The 22,233-nt window shown below is 51.3% G+C and carries 19 protein-coding genes; 5 read left to right on the forward strand and 14 right to left on the reverse strand.

Annotated features, from left to right (window positions below):
• Positions 1–211: 211 nt before the first annotated feature.
• The 11 genes from J6J34_RS06760 to J6J34_RS06810 all read right to left on the reverse strand — a co-directional run bounded on the left by J6J34_RS06760 (position 212) and on the right by J6J34_RS06810 (position 12,281).
• Positions 212–3,157, reverse strand: a complete 2,946-nt coding sequence (locus J6J34_RS06760) for a DUF927 domain-containing protein (protein WP_301898694.1) — start codon at positions 3,155–3,157, stop codon at positions 212–214.
• 3 nt (positions 3,158–3,160) lie between these two features.
• Complete coding sequence (locus tag J6J34_RS06765) at positions 3,161–3,361, reverse strand: helix-turn-helix transcriptional regulator (protein ID WP_301720365.1); 201 nt, start codon at positions 3,359–3,361, stop codon at positions 3,161–3,163.
• 110 nt (positions 3,362–3,471) lie between these two features.
• Complete coding sequence (locus J6J34_RS06770; RefSeq protein ID WP_301898695.1) at positions 3,472–4,263, reverse strand: hypothetical protein; 792 nt, start codon at positions 4,261–4,263, stop codon at positions 3,472–3,474.
• Positions 4,260–5,711: a site-specific integrase gene (locus tag J6J34_RS06775; RefSeq protein ID WP_301898696.1), complete on the reverse strand. Its 1,452-nt coding sequence runs from the start codon at positions 5,709–5,711 to the stop codon at positions 4,260–4,262. Before J6J34_RS06775 ends, J6J34_RS06770 begins: the two co-directional genes overlap by 4 nt.
• 232 nt (positions 5,712–5,943) lie before the next feature.
• Positions 5,944–7,314: a GTPase/DUF3482 domain-containing protein gene (locus tag J6J34_RS06780; RefSeq protein WP_301898697.1), complete on the reverse strand. Its 1,371-nt coding sequence runs from the start codon at positions 7,312–7,314 to the stop codon at positions 5,944–5,946.
• Positions 7,301–8,623: a DUF2868 domain-containing protein gene (locus tag J6J34_RS06785; protein WP_301898698.1), complete on the reverse strand. Its 1,323-nt coding sequence runs from the start codon at positions 8,621–8,623 to the stop codon at positions 7,301–7,303. The genes J6J34_RS06780 and J6J34_RS06785 overlap by 14 nt, the downstream gene beginning before the upstream one ends.
• 79 nt (positions 8,624–8,702) lie before the next feature.
• The gene (locus J6J34_RS06790) at positions 8,703–8,939 is read right to left on the reverse strand and encodes a hypothetical protein (protein WP_301834222.1); all 237 of its coding nucleotides are present in this window, start codon (positions 8,937–8,939) and stop codon (positions 8,703–8,705) included.
• Positions 8,940–9,089: 150 nt separating this feature from the next.
• Positions 9,090–9,425, reverse strand: coding sequence for a YbjQ family protein (locus J6J34_RS06795; protein WP_418055284.1), 336 nt, complete (start codon positions 9,423–9,425; stop codon positions 9,090–9,092).
• Complete coding sequence (locus tag J6J34_RS06800; RefSeq protein WP_301898699.1) at positions 9,422–9,862, reverse strand: zf-HC2 domain-containing protein; 441 nt, start codon at positions 9,860–9,862, stop codon at positions 9,422–9,424. The genes J6J34_RS06795 and J6J34_RS06800 overlap by 4 nt, the downstream gene beginning before the upstream one ends.
• A complete protein-coding gene (locus tag J6J34_RS06805) occupies positions 9,846–10,370 on the reverse strand; it encodes an RNA polymerase sigma factor (RefSeq protein ID WP_301898700.1) in 525 nt (174 codons plus the stop codon). Before J6J34_RS06805 ends, J6J34_RS06800 begins: the two co-directional genes overlap by 17 nt.
• 84 nt (positions 10,371–10,454) lie before the next feature.
• Positions 10,455–12,281 carry an ABC transporter ATP-binding protein gene (locus tag J6J34_RS06810; protein WP_301898701.1) on the reverse strand — a complete coding sequence of 609 codons (1,827 nt, stop codon included), beginning with the start codon at positions 12,279–12,281 and terminating at the stop codon, positions 10,455–10,457.
• Between the two features lie 131 nt (positions 12,282–12,412).
• On the opposite strand from J6J34_RS06810, the gene J6J34_RS06815 reads away from it, so the two are divergent.
• From J6J34_RS06815 to J6J34_RS06825, 3 genes are read left to right on the forward strand one after another with little or no spacing between them, the layout of a single operon-like run.
• Complete coding sequence (locus tag J6J34_RS06815; protein ID WP_301773975.1) at positions 12,413–14,113, forward strand: carbon starvation CstA family protein; 1,701 nt, start codon at positions 12,413–12,415, stop codon at positions 14,111–14,113.
• Positions 14,110–14,382, forward strand: coding sequence for a cory-CC-star protein (locus tag J6J34_RS06820; protein ID WP_301720376.1), 273 nt, complete (start codon positions 14,110–14,112; stop codon positions 14,380–14,382). Before J6J34_RS06815 ends, J6J34_RS06820 begins: the two co-directional genes overlap by 4 nt.
• Positions 14,382–15,416, forward strand: a complete 1,035-nt coding sequence (locus J6J34_RS06825) for an ArsA family ATPase (RefSeq protein WP_301898703.1) — start codon at positions 14,382–14,384, stop codon at positions 15,414–15,416. Before J6J34_RS06820 ends, J6J34_RS06825 begins: the two co-directional genes overlap by 1 nt.
• On the opposite strand, the gene J6J34_RS06830 is transcribed toward J6J34_RS06825, so the two are convergent.
• Genes J6J34_RS06830 through J6J34_RS06840 form a run of 3 tightly spaced genes read right to left on the reverse strand, consistent with a single transcriptional unit; the run spans position 15,408 to position 17,820 of the window.
• Positions 15,408–15,998: a YqaA family protein gene (locus tag J6J34_RS06830; RefSeq protein ID WP_301720378.1), complete on the reverse strand. Its 591-nt coding sequence runs from the start codon at positions 15,996–15,998 to the stop codon at positions 15,408–15,410. The genes J6J34_RS06825 and J6J34_RS06830 overlap by 9 nt on opposite strands.
• Positions 15,998–17,368 (reverse strand): M28 family metallopeptidase, encoded by a 1,371-nt coding sequence (locus J6J34_RS06835; RefSeq protein ID WP_301773977.1) that lies wholly within the window; start codon positions 17,366–17,368, stop codon positions 15,998–16,000. Before J6J34_RS06835 ends, J6J34_RS06830 begins: the two co-directional genes overlap by 1 nt.
• Before the next feature lie 11 nt (positions 17,369–17,379).
• Entirely contained in the window at positions 17,380–17,820 is a 441-nt protein-coding gene (locus J6J34_RS06840; RefSeq protein WP_301720380.1) for a hypothetical protein, read from the reverse strand.
• Positions 17,821–17,965: 145 nt separating this feature from the next.
• Between J6J34_RS06840 and J6J34_RS06845 the strand changes: the two genes are divergently transcribed.
• Together J6J34_RS06845 and J6J34_RS06850 are read left to right on the forward strand one after the other, a co-directional pair.
• Positions 17,966–19,108: an efflux RND transporter periplasmic adaptor subunit gene (locus J6J34_RS06845; RefSeq protein ID WP_301773979.1), complete on the forward strand. Its 1,143-nt coding sequence runs from the start codon at positions 17,966–17,968 to the stop codon at positions 19,106–19,108.
• Between the two features lie 3 nt (positions 19,109–19,111).
• Positions 19,112–22,219: an efflux RND transporter permease subunit gene (locus tag J6J34_RS06850; RefSeq protein ID WP_301773980.1), complete on the forward strand. Its 3,108-nt coding sequence runs from the start codon at positions 19,112–19,114 to the stop codon at positions 22,217–22,219.
• Positions 22,220–22,233: the final 14 nt, after the last annotated feature.

Raw genomic sequence — 22,233 nt, forward strand, 5'->3', positions numbered from 1 at the left:
AGAACTTCCGTTTTTCCGTGTCTGATTTGCAAGGTAGGTGACTTTTTAAGAATCAGTTGAAATAGATATAAGAAGCTAAAAAGTACCACCTAATAATCGTTACGGAAAAACGGAAGTTTATAGAGAACAACTCGGCGAGGCCTAGTATATCGGTAATTGCTTATTCCGACCAATGTTGCACCCAGTCGGAATAAGCGGTCATTTTGCGGAATTATTCTTCGGCGTTATCGATTGTATCGAGATCGATGACGTAGAAACTTCGTTGCTTGGCTCCAAAGTTTTTCGTCGAGGTCGAAGCAAACTTCTTCTTGTTCACCTGGCGACGCTTCCCATCGCGCATCTCTGATTGCGTAACCAAGCACCCGTTCTCCCTGAGTGCCGCCAATATCTGTGCTGCCGAATACTCGTTATCGAGAAGCGACCGAAGCGTCTCTGGGTCCGGTATCAGATAATACACTCCGAGATCGAATTCTGCCGCTGGATCCACCGCATCGTCAGAAAAATCCTCGCCCATGCGACCATTTAGATAGTTTAGAAACGCCGTTTCGTCTTTAGGGAGTCGATAACCCAGCTGCCCTACCACATTCTCTTGACTCATGTAGGCCGGTATACGTGACGACGCATAAGGATATGGGAATCGCTTCGGTTGTGCGATGAGCGTCGAATAAAGGCGAGCCATGATACGTTGTGACTCTGTATCTTCCATCGTTCCGCGTTGCTCGAAGTATCGTTTCGCCATAAATATCGCTGCGTTAAACGCTTCATCTTTTGACCAACCAGTGATCCCGCAATCGGTTGCTAACTCTCCCGCTGCTGCCACTAGCGCAAAACGATCGATAACGCGTAATTGCTGCGAACCTAACGGGCCAACCTTTTCGCTTATTTCGCTCACAAAGCGCTCCATACGGCTCTTAATCTTGCGTTCTAAGCCATCTCTATGCTCAACCAGCCACTTCAACCATTGAAGGCCCGCCGCTCCACACAGACGGCATGTGTTCGCTTTGAGGTGTTCAATCATCTCTTTGTGATTATCATCAAACATGCTCGCATCATGTACTACGCCAGTTCTGAAAACGATGTCTATGTTGGGCAGTCGAACCTCGGTCCCTGCGTCAAATGGCTTGTTTTCAGCTTCAATGAAAGCTTGGGTTGGCTTCTCTCCCGTCGAGAGAACCAGTGTTCGAAAGTTTCGTTTCGACTGGGCATCGCCATTTTTATTGGCTCTTCCTTTGCCCTGGTTGTTGCCGAGCATCATAATTGTGTCGATGAGCGCCTGAGCATTCCTGATTTGCCGCATGTCATCAAGCGGAAGCAACAGGTTGTTGTATCGCGCCAATGACACTTCGATACTGTTGTCGGTTTGTCGCCAGGTTTGAAGGTAAGTCGGGTGGAGTGATGGACCACCACTGCTTGGCTTGCCGTATATGGACGCTGCGACTTGCAAGGCGGTCGATTTACCTTTGCTCGACGCTCCAAACAGGTGAAACCCACCGCCATCTTGACCGACAATTTCGAGTAACGGAGCAGCAAATGCTACGGATGCGCTGAAGGCCAAAACCGGATTCCCGATACACACGCGTCCAACCTTTTCTCGCCAGTCGTCTAAACTGCCCGAGACAAACAGTGGAACCGCCTCTTCGTTGCTCGAGAAAATGACTTCGTCCTCACATTCTTGCGGTTTAAGGGTTTCGTCGGGCAGAACGAAGCAAGCGTCAAACCAACCGACTTGGGATGTTGTATGCGCTATTTTGTTGGTTTTGAAGCCACCCAAATACTTTGCGACGGCATTCTGTTCTCCGGGAGTGACGGATAAGCCATCGCTCTCTAGTCTTTTCACGAGATCGCGCGGTTCGTGGAGTAGGCTCCGGTCGTAAACGCGCGTAACCAACTTGCCGCTGAGAGTGCGAAAACTCAATACAAACCCACCTTTGCCACTCTGGCGAGACTCGGTCCAGGCCTTGATGAAGCATTGATTGCATATCTTGATACGCACAGTACCGCCGTCGTCATGTTGTTTGACGTCGCGATAGACCCCATCCGCCTCGATTTGGAACCCAGGAGAATAAACCTTTACGGGGTTCAACCAGCCCGCGTCAGCTGCGCGTTTAAAGAGCGAGCCCTCGGTGACTTTGGCACCTGTATACCCAACGGCAAACGACTTCATACGTTCGAGCTCATTTCCCGTGCTACCCGGGGCGCTTAGGCATAACTCTTCGAAGAGCTCCTCAGAAGCCTCCTCGTTTGAGGTGCGTTGGAAGTTGGAGAACACCGCCGCAAGCTCCTCAAAGGTAGCGTTATCACTGCAATAGTCAGTTTCGCTAATGAGGAACTTGGCTGCTGATTCCAGTCGTTCCAATAACCGGCGACCAATCTCCCCCTGATAGTTGAAGGTTTGGTCAAAATTGTCTTCAGGCTTTGAACGACTTTCAAACTCAGCTTCCTGCTCAGGTTTGCATAACACATCCCCAATAAAATCAAGAATCTCCTGGCGTGAGTATCGCGTCTCATTCAATCGAACTAGCCGACTAATGAACCTATTTTCATTTTTACCAATTTCGGGACTGTGGATGAATCCGGGGACCCGCATGATGCGCGCTAGGTCTTTGATTGAAACGTCCGGCTGCAGCTCAGTGAACTTGTTCTGCAACGCGATCTGAAACGGGGTGAATTCCGCGAGCGAGATAACGCCTCTAGATTCTAGAAGCCAATAGCAGTGGTATTTACCGGGGCTCGTTTCAACGACAATGGATGGCGGTAAACTCATTGCGTCAATTGCCTCTAGCGAAATAGCATGAGGTTGATCGAAGTCCAAAAAGAGAGCGCTAACTCCGACAATGTGTTGGTTTGCCACGCCACTGAATCGGTTTTCTTTAGCATATTCACGTTCAACAGGGTTCACTGTCATGTAAACCGCTAACCCACGCTCATTGAGCGACTTCAAAATGTCATATAGAGACTCGCCATGACTACCCACTTGCCACTTCTTCGGAGCAAAAATTCGATTTAACGCTGGTCGCTTCTCAAGGGCCGACTTTGGTGACAGCATCCTAAAGCAACGGGGTCCAGTAGGGTTTATTAGGTCAACAAATAAACGCGCCTGTTGTTCGGGCGATAAGTCTAAAGTATTTTCTGGGGCGAATAACTTTGTGGTTGCCATGTGTTAACCCTCCTTCTTTGCTTCGAGCCAAGCGTTCAGGTCTGACACAAGGTAAGCAACGCCCCGTTTGCCGAGCTTGATTCGACGCGGGAAGCTAGAGTCAGTTTGCTCAAGATCCCACAGCGTTGTCGGAGAAACTCCGATATAGCGAGGGACATTTACTCGACGGATGGTAACTGATTCTTTCAATTGATTAGCATTCATAAGTAATCCTCAATTTTAAATGAAAGCCCGCGATACTGGTTGTATTCGCTGGGCTTTGAGGACTATCGGAGGGATGTACCGACACTAAGACCAAAGTGTCGGTGTCGGGATTAAAAAATTTTAGACTTTAGATACCGTTCATATGTGCGAACTAATGTTCTCTTACTGTATTGCTTTGAACCAGATGAAAATTTACCCAAACCCTCGACCATGATTCCATCGTCGAGAAGTTCGCCGTTCGTGTCCTCGAGCGTAACCTCGAGCTCGACCTCATCTAATCGTCGCTTCTTTGTCGATTTGGGTGTAATGACCTCACAGCCTCGTAAAGTCAAAGTTTCACAATTTGCTAAGCTGCGGCACCATTCGTAAAACCCATTAGGTGATCGTTTTTTATTCGTGCGAATGTATTCGAAAACCAAGCGTGCTGAAGCATAAAACGCTCCAGCCCGGGTTGTATTTGTCTTCCGCTTCCGAATACTTAAATCGCGATTACGCTCTTGTGCATCTTCTAGCGCAGCGCGATTGGCTCTAAATGCGAACTCTTCATCCGCCAATCTTCGATAGTTGAAGTCGAGGCTGGAATTCATCCGCGCAGCGGTCAACTCGTCTTCTTCCATTTTCGCGAGCATTAATTTGTGCCTAGCTAATGTGAGTTCGTGTTCCGTTTCAGCATTTTCAACAGCAGCCAGAAGTTCATCGAACTCGGATGGGCGACGGATCTGTCTCGAGTCCCACACCGCCAGAGCTCGCCGTTGAAAAGAAGCCTCTCCTTTTTTCTTTCCGTTATGCGGATAAAAATCTAAGTCGCGTGCCACAAGGTGATCTTCACCGGAGGCGCTGCAACTAAGTTGCTTGCGGTGTACCTCAACCTCGCTATGCTCTTTTATCGGATGGTCGTTCATCGATGTTTTACCTCCTTCGCACCTGGAACGTTGTTGCTGACCTTACAAATCGATTGGCTGTAACTTTGAATCACCGCTTCTGCGGTGTCGGGCAACAGGTGCCCATAATTTTGCTCGATCATGTGCGTCGACTTATGCCCAACGAGTTTTGCGATGTGCAGAAGCGGAACCCGATTCATGACCAAAGATGAAATGAAGTGGTGACGAAGACTGTAAAACGCCAAACCGGAGGTTAGTCCGCCGATACGTTTAACGTGCCGCCAATGCTTGTCATGCGACTTTTTAGCTAAGCGGCCACCTGAGCCATTCGGAAATACGTAACCTTGCTCAGGCTGCCCTTGTTGCTCGTGCCACGCTTTCAATACGGCACGTAATCCCTCAGACATCGGATGCTTCACCGAGACCGGTTGGTCCCCTTTATCCCGTGTCTTCTCGGGAACCGCCGTTACGATGTTGAAGTTAAAATTCACAGCGTTCGCACTCGTCGCCTCCCAACGCAATCCATAAATATCCCCGGGTCGCATACCGGTGTAGAGTGCGACCCAGGCAAACGGAATAAACCAATGAGGGTATGCAACCTGGTCAAGATCGCAAAGATATGGCTTACCATGCTTGATACTCCGACGTCGTTTGGCTCTTAGCTCCTCAGCGTAGCCATCAAGCCCTTTGATGAGGCTCGAGAGCTCTTCGGGTGTCAGCATGCGCCGGTTGTTGTTGGTTGCGAGATAACGCTTGTCTCGCTCCTCTGCCGACAGCTTGCGGACATAGACATTATCCAGGGGATTGATCTCAATCACCGGGTAATCGATAGGGTCATCTTTTTTACGGCCCGCTGCGTAGTTCAGCATGGCTTTGAATGCACCCAAGTCCCGAACGAGCGTCTCTCGACTAATGGTTTTGCCGATCTCAGCTTTCTCTTTGCGCCGCATCGTCTCCCACTCTCGAATATCTTCGGCACCGAGCTCATCCATGTTGCGATCGAAAAGGTGTGAGAAGTTAGCCTCGATGATTTGGCATGTTCCATAGCCGTAGCGCGAACGCATCTTGTGCGGCTTGTAGATGTGCTCAAAGAAATGCCCGACCTTTTTGACACGCCCTTTCAGTCGCTCTTCTTCAGCGGCTCTCGTTTCTGATTTCAACTTAAAGCGATGAAGCGCTGGATCTTCGCCTCTCGCAAGCATGTGAGAATACTCTAGAGCGATGCTCGCCATGGACTGTATATGCCCACCCTGCCCGTCGCCTGTTAAGAGCCGACCTAGCTTCAGCTTCCGGCGTTTGCCATTGGCATCTGTATATCGGAAGTACCAGCTGGCACCCGACTTGCCCTTCCGAAGAAAGAAGCCATTGATCCGTGAACATCCAAGTTGAACATCGAGTCCATCTTGATTCAGGAACTTGCTAATTGAGCTAATAGTAATGGAGGTGAGCTTTTCTTTTACCGACCGCATGATCTTGCTCCAAATCAGCGGCCCCAAAAATTTGGGGCCAATCTGGGGCCAGTATAGCTGAACTTTACAGAATTCGACAAGATTCAAAGAGAGTCTTTAAAAACCAAAAACCCTTTATATTCTTTAGCTTTACGCTAAACATCGTCATTTTCAAAGGCTTTGTCCAGGCCCCAAATCTCGTCATGGGGTGTCAGGGGTCGGAGGTTCAAATCCTCTCACGCCGACCAATTTCTCACCTCTTGTTATCTGTTAATTCCCGTAAATACTTAGCTAACTCCTGAATAATCTTTTGCTTGTCCAAATCCGGCTGATCCTGCATGACCGGCGCCAGGATTTTTTCAATGTTGCGGAACCCGTCGCGGGATAACCGGTGTTCTTTCGCAATCGCCACCGCATCTGTCGCAGCATGGCCACGCTGACTGAGCTGCTCCAGCAAATACAACTGCCGCCCGGCAATGGTTGCCAAAGTAGCAGGGTCAACACCTAACTCACGCTCCCCCTGGATCCGTTGTTTAAGCTTTTCGCCGAAATGTCGCCAACTTTGATACAGCCCCCCGGCCGCAGCCCCTAAGGCAGCCGCCAGACCGAGACTCATGCCCCCAACCATCAAATCGATACCAGCTCCTGCAGCAGCACCTGCACCGACACCAAAGCCGGTATCTTTACTCCAGACTTTAAGTGTGTCACTGGCAAACAAGTCATCATGCCATTGGCCCGAACCAATATCGACTAACTCGAACACCGCATCGTTCGGCAAAAAAGCAAAGCGCGCCAGCAAATCCTGAACCGCTTCATGCTCACGCCGTCGGACTCTGTTCTGTAACGCAGCAACCTCTCGCTCAAGCACATCTTCGTTAGCATCAAGGGGTACTCTGTGGCGCATGCCGGCAACATCGGTCAACATTTCAGCTATCGCCTGTAAGGCGCGCTGACGGCGCTGCTCCCGCTCGCGGTAACGATGGGCAATTAACTTTTCTAACTTCGGTTGTGCACTGGGTAAAACCACCGCCAGACTTTGTAGTAACTGCCGCTCGCCACCTTCAGGCGGAGTAACGGTGTCAAACGCCACCACTGCATGTAAATTCAACTTCGCTAACGCCTGCTGCCAGTCACGCTCCCGATTCCCATGCGCGGCGGTAAAATTCAGGACCGGCAATAAGGGCTTACCGCAGCGGGCCAGCACATGCAGCTCATCCTGATATTTAGGCAACACCGGGTCACGACAATCAATAACGTAGAAGGCAGCATCGGACTGCAGCAGTTGCCGCATGACTTTCGCTTCCTGAGCAAAGAGCGTCTCCGCCTCTGGCTGCGCCAGGAACGCGCGAATTTGCGCGGGTCCATCATGCCGATATTGCTCGCCGAGCTGGTCAAGTTCGGCATAGAGATCCGAGCCGGATTCTAATCCGGGCGTGTCGTAAAAACTCATGATTTGCGCTGTGTCTAAACTCACCCCTTGTTCAAGCACGTTACGCGTGGTACTTGGCCGTTGGTCCACTTCGCCGAACTCACGGCTTTGTAATAAGGTCCGCAATAACGAGGTTTTGCCGGCGTTGGTATGACCGACCACCGCTATTTTTAACATGGGATCAGAGTGTGACATGATGAACTCCGTAACGATCAAGCAAGCTTTGCCACTGGCTCAGGTAGGTGTCGCCCTCGGTGGTCACTAGCTGTACCCGAAGGGTGCGGGTGAACGGGGCAAGTTTCGCTAAAAATCGTAAACTACTGCGATCAGGAGTCAGATTTGCCGCGATCCTCATTGCCACCTCTTGTCGCGGCTGCTGCTGCAACTCATCCAGCAATGCGCGCTTACGCGCATGACTGTCGATGACACCAAAATTAGCAGCTGCGGAGCCTTCGCCCCACTTTGGATTGGCTTCGTAATCGAGACTTGCAACGAGCTGGCCCTGGCCTTGCTCCGCGTAATTAAACTGCAGGCCTTCGTGCTGCTGGCCCTGATCAGGGTCAACCACCTGCGGCTGATGTTGCTGTTGACGCAGCGCCTGTACCACCGCGACATGTCCCGGGGCGCGCTCGTCCAGACGCATGCGGCGTACTTTCACCGCAAACCAGACGAGACTGAGCAACACCAATAGCGCGCGTGGCAGGATAGCGTAGACCAACACGCAGCTGGCCAGCCAGCGCCCCGCTAAATTGGCAAACTCGTTATCACCGCCGGATTCCGTCGGTAACGGCACCTGCGTATCGAACAGCAGACCGGGGACTGAGTTCAGCAGCTCAGCGATCGCCACCAACTGTGGATGCTGCAAAATTGTCGTTGCCCAGTGGAACTGATAGTCATTAAAACTGAGATACAGCAGTAAGGTAAACCAACTACTGAGGCTGATGAGTAACCAGAAGCCGTGAGAGGCCAACGCCATTAGTGGGGCTAACAGGCGTTGTTGCTGCACATGACGCAGCCAGGCTTCACTCAGTGTTATCGGGCGCTCACTCAAGCCGGACTGCTGCGACGTCTTAGTCCCCAGCCAATTCATCACCTGTAAGCCGACAGCGGTAATACCGTGAGGCTTGTGGCTATTGAAATGAAGCAGGAGCCAGAGCAACAGCATAACTAGATTGGGTAACAACAGAAGAATCAGAGCGAACAACAGTGACAACGGCTGCGCTTGGGTCAAAACAGCCTGGGTGGCCAGCATGCCAAGTATCAGCGCGGTAAAGCCCATAACCACCGTGAGTAACCGTCGGTTGCGTTGCCAGGCATTCAGCTGGGTTGCAGTGCCGCGCCGCTCAGCGATGCGCACAGCACGCGTAAGCAGCTGCTGACGGGTGCTTTGTGAGGCATCTAACTCGCGCAGATCCAGCGCTTGCAGCTGTTTCGGCAAATCGGCCTGATCGTGCTGACGTTGATACTCGGCTAACCAGAATTGTTCAAATCGCGAAAAAACCAAGGAGAGCCTTCCCTGTCCGATGGAGGAAGGTTTAAGATACTGGAGCAAACTAAGCAGGTAAAGAGGCTTTTACGGCCTGTTACAATCGCGTGCGTTGCTGGCAGCTTGCTGTTTGTAGTTGTTGGTCCACCGCAACGTAATGTCCATGCGGACACTCCAGTTTAAGTTGGGTCGGATCTTTTTCCGTAGCTTTGCGCTTCAGTTCGCCTGCAACCTGGCCTAAATCGACGTCTGGCATCAGGTGCGCGCCGAACCCGCCAACGTAATACTGGTAAAAGGCAGCGGCAAAAATAGCTACTATCAATAACTTGCGCATTCTGTTTTAAACTCCACTAACGAAATGGGGCTATATAAGGTGTGCAAGCCCCATTACTCTAATAGCAGTGTATAAAAAAAATACAAATTTATCCGTTAATTTTCGGTAAAGGAAGCGTTCCAAACCTGCTTATCAACGACGTTGCGCCATTCATTCGCTTTTCTCAGCAAGCCTTACTGCCGTGCCATACACCAGCAACTCTGCCGCGCCCTGCGCCAGCATTGAAGTGGTAAAACGACAACTCACAATAGCATCGGCTCCTAACGCCCGCGCCTCATCCACCATCCGATCCAGAGCTTGTTCCCGGCTTTCTGCCATAAGCTTGGTGTAATCATTGATTTCCCCACCGACAATATTGCGAAAGGATGCGAGAATATCGCGGCCAATATGCCGGGCACGAATGGTATTGCCACGGACGATACCGCACGTTGAAGCGATGGTCTCGCCGGGGATGGTTTCGGTGGTTACAACAGGAATGTTTTTCATAATTTCACCTTTTTATAATTATCAGTTCTCGCTGCCATCACGCGCTGACGCGCCACATAAATGAAGAGTACAACGGCGCCCAGAATCATGGAGCCCATTGCCAGCCTGACCCAAACTGGCAGTTGTGCATCGGTCAACAGCTGGTACCCCGCGTAACCGAGCAAGGGCAGCACGCCAAGTAGCAGCAACAGCCAGCCTAGCAGCGGCCAGAATCGCACCGCCCTGTTCACTGGTGGCTGGTGTAACGGATGGGTCGGAGCAATGCCCGCACGCAACTGCTGTTGCATACCTTCTAACTCGGTATACAGCCGCTGGCACTTTGCACACTCGGCTATATGCAGCTGTAAATGTTGCTGTTCCTGCTGGGTCAGCTCGCCATCGAGCGCCCCGCTTATCAGTGGTTCATACACCGCACATTTGCTAGCTTCGGTAGTCATCTGAGTCTTCCCCTGTTCGCCGTTTAAACTCGCTGCGTAACGCCAGCCGGGCTTTATGTAGCCGTGACATGACAGTGCCTTCGGCAATGCCAACAATTACCGCAATTTCCTTGTAGCTGCATTCATTGAGCTCGCGCAAAACGATCAAATCACGCAGCTCGAAGGGCAGTGCCGCCAGCGCCTCATAGACAGCGCCGGCCGTCTCCCGCAAAGTTGAATCGAGCGGTTCAGTCGGTGCTCTATGTGAGCCTAAAACGTCATCATCGACATGCTTTCGCTGCCGTCGTAACTGATCAATGCACAAGTGTCGTACCACTTGTAAAAACCAGGCTTTAGCATTTTGCCGCGCGGGAAAGTGTGCCGTGGTCAGGACCTTTTCGGTGGCATCCTGCACCACGTCCGCCGCCCGTTGCGGACAACCTAACAGTTGCTCGGCAAGACGTTGAGCGCCACGGGTATGAGGCTCAATCATCTGCATTCGGGAGACGTGATCTGCCGCTAATGCCACGGTTGCTTTCCTTTTTAATGAATCAGTTCTTAAGTTAAGACGCAGCGGGTACAGATTTTATTCTCTTTTTACAGGTCTTGGCATCTATTCAGCAATAAAACCACCCGATTGGCGCGCCCATAAACTGGCATAAAGACCGTTATGCGCCAGCAGCTCAGCATGGGTGCCCTGCTCGACGATGCGCCCTTCATCCATCACCACCAATCGATCCATTGCGGCAATCGTCGACAGGCGGTGCGCTATGGCGATGACAGTTTTGCCTTCCATCAAGCGGTACAGGTTTTCCTGAATCGCGGCCTCGACTTCTGAGTCCAGTGCTGAAGTGGCTTCATCGAGAATTAAAATCGGCGCATCTTTTAGCATGACCCTGGCAATGGCGATCCGTTGCCGCTGCCCACCAGAGAGTTTGACCCCGCGTTCCCCTACGTGTGCATCGTAACCACGGCGTCCCGCAGCATCCTCCAGATCAGCGATGAAAGTGGTGGCTTCAGCGCGAGCTGCGGCTTGCTCAATCATTTCATCACTGGCATCCGGTCGGCCGTATGCGATGTTGCCACGCACCGAGCGGTGGAGCAGCGAGGTGTCCTGGGTCACCATACCGATTTGCGCCCGCAGGCTGTCCTGGGTCACTTGCGAAATATCCTGCCCATCGATGCTTATCTTGCCGGAATTCAATTCATAAAAACGCAGTAACAGATTCACCAGCGTTGATTTACCGGCACCCGAGCGGCCGACCAATCCAATCTTCTCTCCCGGGCGAATGTTTAAATTAAAATCACGTAATACGGGCTTATCGTCGGAGTAATGGAAGTTCACGTCAGCAAAGCTCACCTGCCCTTGCCGAACCTCAAGTGGCGGAGCCTGCTCCACATCCTGAATCACTTGCGGCACAGAGATCGTCTTAATACCATCTTGCACGGTACCAATGTTTTCAAACAGTGCCGACACTTCCCACATGATCCACTGGCTCATGCCCCATAGCCGCAACACCAGGCTCAGCGCAACCGCAATGGCGCCAACGGTGATCAGCTCGCCAAGCCATAACCAGATAGCTAATGCTGCAACGCTGAACAGTAACAGCGAATTGAGCAGGTACAGACAGGTATAGAGTTTGGTGACCAGACGCATTTGTCGATGCACGGTGCCCAGAAATTCGTCCATGCCGGCTTTGGCAAAGGCGCTTTCGCGCTGGGCATGGGAAAACAACTTCACGGTTTGAATATTAGTGTAACTGTCGACGATACGACCCGTCATGATCGAGCGTGCATCGGCCTGCGCAGCAGCGACCTTACCGAGTTTGGGGACAAAATAGCGCAGCAGTATCACATAACAGCCGAGCCATGCCAGTAGCGGTAATGCCAGCCGCCAGTCTGCGGTGGCAACAATGACCACGGTACCAATGAAGTACACGCTGACGTAATTGAGTACATCAAATAACTTGATGACACTTTCACGCACCGCCAGCGCCGTTTGCATTACCTTGGTGGCAATGCGCCCGGCAAACTCGTCCTGATAAAAGACCATGGACTGTTGCAGTAAATAGTTGTGCACCAACCAGCGGATCCGCATGGGGTAATTACCAAGCAGTGATTGAAACGTAACCAATGAATGCATCACCACTAATGCCGGCAGCAGAATTAACACCACCGCGGCCATGCCGATCAGGTACCACAACTGATCACCAACAAAGCTTTCCCGCGACTGCTCGCTCAGCCAGTCAACAATATTGCCAATAAAGCTGAATAACCAGACCTCGGTGATGGCAATGGCCATCATCAACAGGCCAGCAATGAAGATATAAAGCCAGGCCCCCTGAGTATAGTGCCGGCAAAACGCGATCAAGCCTTTCGGTGGTTGCTCATGGGTGGGCGGCGGGAATGGATTTAAACGGTTTTCAAACCAACGAAACATAACTATCCTTTAGTGTACTAATTAAACAGCAACTCGACCTTGGTCGAATGTCCTAACCGCACCCGTCTGCAGTATCATGAAGCGGTTAATTTGTAAGCCTTTGACTTCATAGTAAACGAAAAAGGTACCACATGAACGCTATTTTACTGATGTTGCTTGGTTTGGGTGGCATGTTCCTGGGCTATGTTTTCTACTCGAAATACGTCGCCGAAAAGATCTATAAGCTGGATCCGGATTTTCGTACCCCTGCGCACGAGTTCGAAGACGGTATCGACTTTGTACCAACCAATAAATATGTACTTTGGGGACATCACTTCACTTCAGTAGCCGGCGCTGCACCTATCATAGGCCCCGCAATCGCTGTGATTTGGGGCTGGGTGCCGGCATTCTTATGGGTCATCTTCGGTACCATTTTCTTTGCTGGTGTGCATGATGCTGGTGCTATCTGGGCTTCCAGCCGTAACCGCGCGCGCTCGATCGGCGCCTTAACCGGCGATGTGGTTGGCAAACGTTCGCAATCCTTGTTTATGATTGTCATCTTTTTAGTGTTACTGATGGTCAATGCGGTCTTCGCCACAGCAATTTCAGGTTTACTTATTAATTTCCCAAGTTCAGTGGTACCGGTTTGGGGCGCTATTTTCGTCGCCCTTATTATCGGCCAGATCATTTTCCGCAAATGGATGAACTTAGGAACTATATCCATTCTTGGCGTGCTCGCTTTATACGCTATGATCTTCGCCGGCCCTGAAGTTCCCCTGGCGTTGCCGGAAACAGTAATGGGTCTGTCGGATAATGCCAGCTGGATCCTAATTTTGTTTTTCTACGCTGCGATTGCCTCATTATTACCGGTCTGGATGCTGTTACAGCCGCGCGATTATATTAACGGTTTACAACTGTTTATCGGCTTGTTCCTCATCTACGGTGCGGTCCTTATCAGTGGCCCTGAACTGGTTGCTCCGGCGTTTAATACCAATACCCCAGAGGGCACGCCGTCGCTGGTTCCATTACTCTTTGTCACCATTGCCTGCGGGGCAATATCAGGCTTTCATGGGCTGGTGGCGTCGGGCACCACGTCGAAACAGCTCGACAAAGAAACTGATGCACGCTTTGTCGGTTACTTTGGGGCTATTGGTGAAGGCTCGTTATCGCTAGCAACCATCATTGCTGTAACCGCCGGTTTTGCCACGCTCGCCGACTGGCAGGCGGTTTATCATAGCTTTGGCCAGGGTGGTGTTTCGGCATTTGTATCCGGTGGCGCGCAAATTTTGCAGCAAGGGTTAAGTCTGGATGTGGAGATATCTGAAACCTTGCTGACGGTGATGGCGGTATTATTCGCCGGCACCACGATGGACACCGGGATACGTCTGCAGCGTTATATCTTTCAGGAATGGGGTGGTATTTATAACATTAGCTGGATGCAGAAAGCCGCACCCGCAACCCTGCTCGCGGTGGGGTCGTGCTTAATTCTCGCGTTCGGCGCTGGTGGTGCTGATGGCACAGGTGGACTGGCAATATGGCCACTTTTTGGTACCACTAACCAATTATTGGCAGGTTTAACATTATTGGTGATCACAACCATGTTGGTACGGCTGAAACGGCCCATGTATGTGACTTTGCTACCCCTGTTGTTTTTGTTGGTCATGACCATCTATGCGCTGCTCATTCAACTGAAAGGTTTCTATGACCAAGCCGACTGGTTCCTGTTTAGTCTTGATCTGCTGGTACTTATAGCAGCGATCTGGATTGCCCTCGAATCAGCTAGCGCACTGACCCGCATACGACGTGAGAACGCAGCTGAGAATGCGACGGAAGCCAAGGCGAAAGACTCATGAAAATCACTGCTATACGGCGCTGGCTTTCCCGCGCAGGCGAACTTGCCAACGAGTACTACAATGCCCCCTACCGCGCCGCGGTAGCGCGGGCTAAACGCGAACAGGATGACCTCTTTATGCTCTACGTTTATGCGGAAATGATGGGTATTCCCAATCCTGCCAGTTACTACACTCTTGAGCTACAGCCCTTACTGCTGGAACAATTTCATGAATGGCATTTACGCATGGGCATGGAACATTCGCCATTCGATGAGTTCAGGTGTTGTTGATGGCCGCTCCAGATTTCCTTGCGCAACTCCCCCCCATTGTTTTTATCGGCGGCAAAGGTGGCGTCGGGAAAACTTCGGTCGCCTCTGCGTTGGCGCTGAAACTTGCCCGAAGCGGCAAACGTGTGCTCATTGTCTCAACTGATCCGGCGCATAGTTTAAGTGACGCTTTCGACATCGCCATCGGTGGTCAGACAACAACAGTCGAGTCACGGCTTGATGCGCTTGAAATTGATCCGGATCAACAGGTAAAAGACCATATTGAAAGTGTGCTTGCCAGCATGAAAGACTTGGTCAAGCCAACCTTGTACCCGCAGATTGAAAAGCAGATGAAACTTACCGCACAGTCGCCGGGAACTCAGGAGGCCGCATTACTCGAGTCCATCGCCAAACTCATCGATCAACGTACCCTGAAGGGCTATGACCATATACTCTTTGATACCGCCCCAACAGGACATACCCTGCGCTTATTGATTCTACCGGAAGCCATGTCGGCATGGACGCAGGGATTACTGCAACACAGTGAAAAAGCGCAGCAGTTACAAGGTGTGGTCGATCATTTAGCTTCAGCCCGGCAAACCGCCCCGCAGCATCCCCTGGGGGACCCCAAACAGCACGGAGTTGCCAACTTAAGTGACCGCAATGCAAAAATTGCTGAGCGTTTACGAGAGCGACAACAGCTATTCCAACGGGTACGGAGCGCTATCAAAAATGCCGATGAAACGGCTATTATTTTGGTTCTAACACCAGAAAAACTACCCATTTTAGAAACCGAACGCGCAGTACAACAACTGCATGAGCATAAGTTGCCGTTGGCAGCGCTGATCGTTAACCGCAATTTACCAGACCCTGTGGAAGGCGAATTCCTGTTGCAACGTAAGCATCAGGAAGGCATTTATCAACAACAGATTGAGCAGCGTTTTTCGCAGGAATTGAAAACGTATCTGCCGCTTTTCCCGACGGACCTTGATGGTGTGACGGGCTTGGAGCAGTTGCTGCAAGCGTTAAAAGATTGCACCTTCCAGGCTTCAGTTTAAAACCACCACCAGATAGATAGCGATACCTGCTACAAGAACACCCCAGCCAAGCCGTTGCTGATGCTGCTCCCACCAGTTGAGAATACGCTCGCCAAGCCAATTCACCAGTAGCGCCAGGCCATAATAGCGAATGCCACGGGCGATAACGGCGGCGAGTAAAAATAATAAATAAGGGTAATTCGAACTACCAGCTGCCAGCATTCCCACCTGAAAGGGTATCGGTGTTATACCGACCAGCAGCAGAGTTGCAAAACCATGCTCGCTAAAGTCCTGCTGAAACTCCGAAAACTCAGCGCTAACGCCAAACCACTGAATCAACCATTGCCCGGCGGTATCGAAAAAGAAGACGCCAATGGTGTAACCAATCGTGGCGCCTACCAGACATCCGGCCAAAGCTACGGTCGCGATGGTAAACCAACGGTCACGTTCATGAATCAGTAGCGGAATTAGCACCAACTCCAGCGGTACAGGCAAAATGATCGACTCCAACAAGGAAAGTAGAAAAATCATCCAAAGAATGCGGTTGGAGTCGAGGATACGTGCCAACCACTTGTTGGCACGTTGATCGTCAGGTGTGCGCATTACTCGCCAAAGGCGCCAGCGGGGCCTGGATACACTACCGGGCTCTCGAAGCCGTCTTTACTGACACTGGCGACACCAAAAAAGTAATTATCAATGACGATATTTTCCAGGGTATAGCTATTCACCAGCCCTACATCACGACTGAATTCCCAGTTGGGTGCATCTGTGTGGCGCCAGTAGATGCGATAACCGCCGATCAGTTCCTGTTCCTCAGCTTCCGCCGGCTCCCAGCTTAGTGTGGTCGACGGCTGAACGGCTCCAGCGATGCTGACTCCGGCCGGCGGACTCGGTGCCCAGGCCATACTGGCAAGTGAGACCGCGTTCAGTGCGGTCAGCTTGGCGGCATAATCAAAATCCACACCATCGAGGGTATCACCATAGGCTATCCCATCTTCAACACGCAGGTCCTGGTGCTGACGGTTATAGTTTTCATTGGTCTCCATGATGCGAACGCCCGGGTAACCTAAATCGTTAAAGGGCCGGTGATGGCCACCACGACCGAAGCGGTCCAGTCGATAAATGACCATGGTATCCAGGTTCGGGATGTAACGATCCGCCATCCAGTCGATGTAGCGCGCGACGTTACGACTTGGCGAGTCGACCTCGCCACCGGTGAAACGCCGACGGCGGGCATCCGCTTCGGTTTCGTCCATTCGCGTACCTTCAGCGAAAATGCGCGCGGTCGAATTATTAATAACGCCGTTCACGCCCTCAATGTTGCCAATCATGTCGTTATTTAACACTGCTTTAATGCGCCAGCCGTCAGCCTGCGCCTGCTCCGCCATAATTTTACCGCCAAAGAGCCCCTGCTCTTCGCCGGCAAGTGCGGCATAGACGATACTTCCGGCAAACTCATACTGACTTAGCACACGTGCTGCTTCCAGGGTACCGGCGACGCCCGAGGCATTATCGTTGGCACCGGGTGCGTCTGAAGTCGCATCCATGACGTCTGAAACGCGCGAATCGATATCGCCGGACATAATCACGTAGCGATCAGGATCAACACTACCGCGCTGCACGGCGATCACACTGACAACTTCGGTAGGATTTGGGATACGCGACTCGCCACTGATCACCCGTGACTGAAAGTACACCTCTAAACATCCGCCACAGGCGGCTGAAATCTTATCAAATTCAGCTTTGATCCAACGCCGCGCAGCACCAATACCTCGCGTATCAGATTCAGTTTCCGACAAAGTGTGACGGGTTCCGAAGCTAACCAGTTTGGTAATGTCGTGCTCGATGCGATCAGCAGACACAGCTGCAGCGATGTCGTGCAGTTTCTCTTGCTCCTGATAACTCACGGTCTCCGCTTGTGCACTGGTAGCCAGGGCCAGACCTAAAGCCGCTGATAATGTAAAAATTTTCATAAGTGAACCTCTTAGTCACAATCTTCTGGTGTAAAACGTAACGTAAACAATGTCAGTTCGTTCTGATCTAAATAGCGAAACTCAATAAAATCAGCGTTCTCCCGATAAAACGCCAGCGCCTCACCCTGGCAGTACTCACGCAACATATTGGGACGCACCTGACGTTCGATATCTTCTTCATCGTGAACGAAGCGATCAATCCGAATCAGGGTGTAATAGAAACGCATACCATAATTAACCACTTCGGCGCGATCGAAACGCGTCTGTTGATCGAGCAAACGCGGTAGATCGCGGTTAAGCTTGCCGGAGAGCTCTAACAAGTCCTGATAGAGTGCATTACGCTGCCTGGAACTGTCCGTTTGTGTATTCGTGTGCCAGAGCCAGCTGGCGAGACTACCTAGCATCAACACCACGACGCCGGCGATGAAACTCTTTTTAAATGTTGCTGACATAAACTATTACCTATTAACGCGCGTATCCCTATCAAATTATTAAATCCACACTTACAAACATTCATGTATGTATGTATAATTACGACCATCTATACAAGTTCAATCGGCTTAACGCAAAAATTTCAAAAAACGAGGTAGTTAATACATGCGTCAACGTACCCTATCACCACTGGCCATCGCCATCATCAGTAGTGCGATGTTTATTGCCGGCTGTAGCGATGCGGAGCAATCAGCACCGCAACAAGCGCAACAACAGCAAACCGTTGGAGTGGTCACCCTCGCGTCACAATCGCTCGAGTTGAGCACGAAATTGCCTGGCCGGGCGACAGCCTATCGTAGCGCAGAAGTCCGCCCGCAAGTAAGTGGAATTTTGCAAGAACAACTTTTCACCGAAGGCACGGATGTTGAGGCTGGACAATCTCTCTACCGTATCGACCCGGCCATCTATAAAGCCGACCTGGCCTCAGCAGAAGCGGCTGTAGCGCAGGCCGAAGCGACTCTGAGTGCGGCCACCGCAAGGTTCAACAGGTTTCAGGACTTACTAGCCGACAAAGCTATCAGCCAGCAGGAATTCGACGAAGCTGAAGCTGCCTACCTGGAAGCACAGGCACAGCTCAAAGTTGCTGAGGCACAGCAACAGCGTGCCGCAGTGAATCTTGAATACACCGCCGTTAAGGCTCCGATAAGTGGTCGCATTGGACGCTCTGTTCTCACCGAAGGTGCCTTAGTCAGCGTCGGCCAGAGTCTCCCGCTAACCACGATTCATCAGTTGGATCCGATTTATGTCGATATTCAGCAGAGCAGCGAAGCTTATCTGCAGATGCAGGAAGCCATAACAGCGGGTCGTATTCGGGTTGATGAGAATAATCAGCCACGAGTCAAACTTTATACCAATAACAGCACCGAAGCGATCGCCGAGGGCCAGCTGCTCTTTAATGAGGTAACGGTCGATCCATCAACAAGTTCGATTGCGCTACGGGCAAAGTTCGATAATCCACAACGCCGAATTTTACCAGGTATGTTTGTTACCGCCGAGATCGCCACCGGTACCCTTACCAACGTCCTGCTTGCTCCGCAGACCGGCGTATCACGCGATCCTCGCGGACGTGCTGTTGCCATGCTGGTGAATGCGGAAGGTGAAGTTGAACAACGTTACATCGAGGTAAGAGAGACTTCTGGTAGTAACTGGATTGTTCGATCAGGCCTTGAGGCCGGCGACAAAATCATTGTCGAAGGTCTGCAAAAGGTACAACCCGGTGCAACAGTACAAACGGAAGAAGTGAAATAAAATATGGCTAAATTTTTCATCGATCGTCCGATTTTCGCCTGGGTGATTGCCATCATTATTATGCTGGCTGGTAGTTTGGCAATAACACAGTTACCGGTCGAGCAATACCCGCAGATTGCCCCACCATCGGTGCAAATCAATGCCACCTACCCTGGTGCAACGGCGGAGACGCTGGAAGAAAGCGTTACTCAAATTATTGAGCAGAACCTTAACGGTATTGATAATTTGCAGTACTTTTCGTCGACCAGTGACTCCGCGGGAAATACCAGCATTACACTGACCTTTGCTGCCGGGACGGATCCGGACATCGCCCAGGTTCAGGTGCAGAATAAAATACAATTAGTGGTGCCATTATTGCCCCAGGCCGTGCAAGACCAGGGCATTGTGGTCGCGAAATCCAATGATTCCTTTCTGATGGTTCTCGCACTGGTTTCTGATAACCCGGAATTTAATCAAATCGATCTGGGCGACTACATTGCCAGCAATATTCAGGATCCGATAGCGCGTACCCCAGGCGTTGGTAATGTGCAATTGTTCGGCTCTCCTTATGCCATGCGCATTTGGTTGGATCCACAAAAACTAACCCGCTTTAACCTGACCACGGAAGACGTGGTGTTAGCTTTACGCGAACAGAACAACCAAGTGGCCGCGGGTCGGCTTGGCGGCACACCAGCCGTTGACGGGCAGCGCCTGACCGCCTCTATCATCGCGCAAACTCGCCTGGAAAGCGTCGAGCAATTTGAGAAAATTTTGCTGCGGGTGAATAACGACGGATCCGCAGTGACCATCGCTGACGTTGCGCACGTTGAGTTAGGGGGACAGAACTACGGCACTATTGCGCGCTACAACCGTCAGGCCGCCTCAGGAATCGCTATTAATCTGGCGACGGGCGCAAATGCCCTGGATACTGCCGCAGCAGTGAAAGAAACTGTCGCTGACCTTGAGCAATTCTTCCCCCCTGGTGTGGAACTGGTTGTCCCCTATGACACCACCCCTTTCGTTGAGATCTCCATAACTGAAGTCGTTAAGATCCTCTTTGAAGCTGTGGTGTTGGTATTCCTGCTGATGTTTATTTTCCTGCAGAACTTACGTGCGACCTTGATTCCTGCACTAGCGATTCCGGTGGTGCTACTCGGCACATTCGGCATCATGTCAGCGTTCGGTTTTACCATAAATACCTTAACCATGTTCGGTATCGTGCTGGCGATCGGTTTGCTGGTGGATGACGCCATTGTGGTGGTCGAAAACGTCGAGCGGCTGATGAGCGAAGAGAAACTCTCGCCCCGCAAAGCCACGATAAAATCGATGAAACAAATTACCGGGGCACTGATTGCTATCGGTCTGGTCATGGCAGCAGTGTTTGTTCCTATGGCATTCTTCGGTGGCTCAACGGGAGCAGTTTACCGGCAGTTTTCAATTACCATCATCTCGGCGATGGCACTCTCGGTATTGGTTGCTATCATTTTCAGTCCCGCACTGTGTGCAACGCTCCTTAAACCGGTCGACCATGAGAAACAGAATAAAGGGCTCCTCGGGGCGTTTAACCGCGGCCTGAACCGATTGATCGAGCGTTATACAAACTCGGTGCAAAGCATCATTAAGCGCAGTGTCCGTTTTGTTTTCATCTACCTGGCGCTGGTCATCGTGCTTGGCATTATGTTTTTGCGCATGCCAAGCTCCTTTATTCCCGACGAAGACCGTGGGGTGTTTTTAACTCAGATGCAATTACCGTCCGGGGCGACTCAGGAACAGTCGTTCGAAACTATGCAAAAAATCGAGAATTATTACCTCGATCAAGCAGAAGGTATCCGCTCGGTGTTTTCCGTCGTTGGCTTTAGTTTTAGTGGCCAGGGACAGAACTCGGGACTGGCGTTTGTGCGTATGACTCCCTGGTCCGAACGCACTTCACCCGAATTACAGATAGATGCCATCATTGGCAGAGCTATGGGCCATCTCAGTCAAATCCGGGAGGCCATGATCTTTGCATTCAATCTGCCTTCCATTCCTGCTCTGGGTAACGCAACAGGCTTTAATCTGTACCTGCAGGATCGCGGCGGTCTGGGCCATGAAGCCTTATTGCAGGCTCGCAATCAACTGCTCGGAATGGCTGGACAACAGGAAGAGTTAACCGGTGTCCGCCCGAACGGTCTTGAAGATACCTCACAGTTCCGCATTGAAGTTGATTTCCAAAAGGCCAAAGCGCTGGGGCTGTCGATCAGCTCGATCAATGCCACACTAAGTTCGGCGTTTGGCTCAACTTACGTAAACGATTTCATTGATCGTGGCCGGGTGAAACAGGTTTATATTCAGGGTAAAGCTGAAAGTCGCATGGACCCTGAAGACCTGGAGCAGTGGTATGTGCGCAACGATCAAGGCGAAATGGTGCCTTTTTCAGCCTTTGCCTCATCCAGCTGGAGCTTTGGACCACAACGACTGGAACGTTACAACGGTGTACCGGCGATGAATATTCAGGGGCAAGCTGCAGAGGGATACGCTTCCGGTGCTGCCATGATGGCGATGGAACGCCTGATCAGTCAGCTGCCTGAGGGCATCGGCTTTGAATGGACCGGTATTTCACTCGAAGAAAGAAAGTCAGGTGATCAGGCTCCGCTCCTTTATGCCTTATCACTGTTGATCGTGTTCCTCTGTTTGGCAGCACTCTACGAGAGTTGGTCGATTCCATTCGCGGTGATGTTGGTGGTACCTCTGGGAATCCTCGGTGCAGTTATTGCTGCGACCATGCGTGGTCTGGAAAATGACGTCTATTTCCAGGTTGGCCTGTTAACCACCGTTGGTGTGTCGTCCCGGAACGCCATCCTTATCGTTGAATTTGCCAAAGATTTGCAGGCCCAGGGAAAAGAGTTGCTAGCTGCAACACTGGAAGCCGTGCGGTTGCGGTTGCGCCCTATCCTGATGACCTCATTGGCCTTTACCTTCGGGGTGTTGCCTCTGGCGTTATCAACCGGCGCTGGTGCAGTCAGCCGACAAGCCATAGGTACAGGGGTGATCGGCGGGATGCTTGGCGGCACGATTCTTGCCATCTTCTTCGTACCACTACTGTTCTATATTGTGCGGCGCACCTTCCCACCTAAGGTACGTGAAGAAGACTAGTTGCTGTCTTCATT

Origin of the sequence: Pseudidiomarina terrestris (genome assembly GCF_030466405.1) — a bacterium.
In the GTDB taxonomy this organism is placed as follows: Bacteria; Pseudomonadota; Gammaproteobacteria; order Enterobacterales; family Alteromonadaceae; genus Pseudidiomarina; species Pseudidiomarina terrestris.

Coding starts and splice junctions, on each gene's coding strand:
- J6J34_RS06760 (WP_301898694.1), bottom strand. CDS start 3,157: ATGGCAACCACAAAGTTATTCGCCCCAGAAAATACTTTAGACTTATCG.
- J6J34_RS06765 (WP_301720365.1), bottom strand. CDS start 3,361: ATGAATGCTAATCAATTGAAAGAATCAGTTACCATCCGTCGAGTAAAT.
- J6J34_RS06770 (WP_301898695.1), bottom strand. CDS start 4,263: ATGAACGACCATCCGATAAAAGAGCATAGCGAGGTTGAGGTACACCGC.
- J6J34_RS06775 (WP_301898696.1), bottom strand. CDS start 5,711: ATGCGGTCGGTAAAAGAAAAGCTCACCTCCATTACTATTAGCTCAATT.
- J6J34_RS06780 (WP_301898697.1), bottom strand. CDS start 7,314: ATGTCACACTCTGATCCCATGTTAAAAATAGCGGTGGTCGGTCATACC.
- J6J34_RS06790 (WP_301834222.1), bottom strand. CDS start 8,939: ATGCGCAAGTTATTGATAGTAGCTATTTTTGCCGCTGCCTTTTACCAG.
- J6J34_RS06795 (WP_418055284.1), bottom strand. CDS start 9,425: ATGAAAAACATTCCTGTTGTAACCACCGAAACCATCCCCGGCGAGACC.
- J6J34_RS06800 (WP_301898699.1), bottom strand. CDS start 9,862: ATGACTACCGAAGCTAGCAAATGTGCGGTGTATGAACCACTGATAAGC.
- J6J34_RS06810 (WP_301898701.1), bottom strand. CDS start 12,281: ATGTTTCGTTGGTTTGAAAACCGTTTAAATCCATTCCCGCCGCCCACC.
- J6J34_RS06815 (WP_301773975.1), top strand. CDS start 12,413: ATGAACGCTATTTTACTGATGTTGCTTGGTTTGGGTGGCATGTTCCTG.
- J6J34_RS06820 (WP_301720376.1), top strand. CDS start 14,110: ATGAAAATCACTGCTATACGGCGCTGGCTTTCCCGCGCAGGCGAACTT.
- J6J34_RS06825 (WP_301898703.1), top strand. CDS start 14,382: ATGGCCGCTCCAGATTTCCTTGCGCAACTCCCCCCCATTGTTTTTATC.
- J6J34_RS06830 (WP_301720378.1), bottom strand. CDS start 15,998: ATGCGCACACCTGACGATCAACGTGCCAACAAGTGGTTGGCACGTATC.
- J6J34_RS06835 (WP_301773977.1), bottom strand. CDS start 17,368: ATGAAAATTTTTACATTATCAGCGGCTTTAGGTCTGGCCCTGGCTACC.
- J6J34_RS06840 (WP_301720380.1), bottom strand. CDS start 17,820: ATGTCAGCAACATTTAAAAAGAGTTTCATCGCCGGCGTCGTGGTGTTG.
- J6J34_RS06845 (WP_301773979.1), top strand. CDS start 17,966: ATGCGTCAACGTACCCTATCACCACTGGCCATCGCCATCATCAGTAGT.
- J6J34_RS06850 (WP_301773980.1), top strand. CDS start 19,112: ATGGCTAAATTTTTCATCGATCGTCCGATTTTCGCCTGGGTGATTGCC.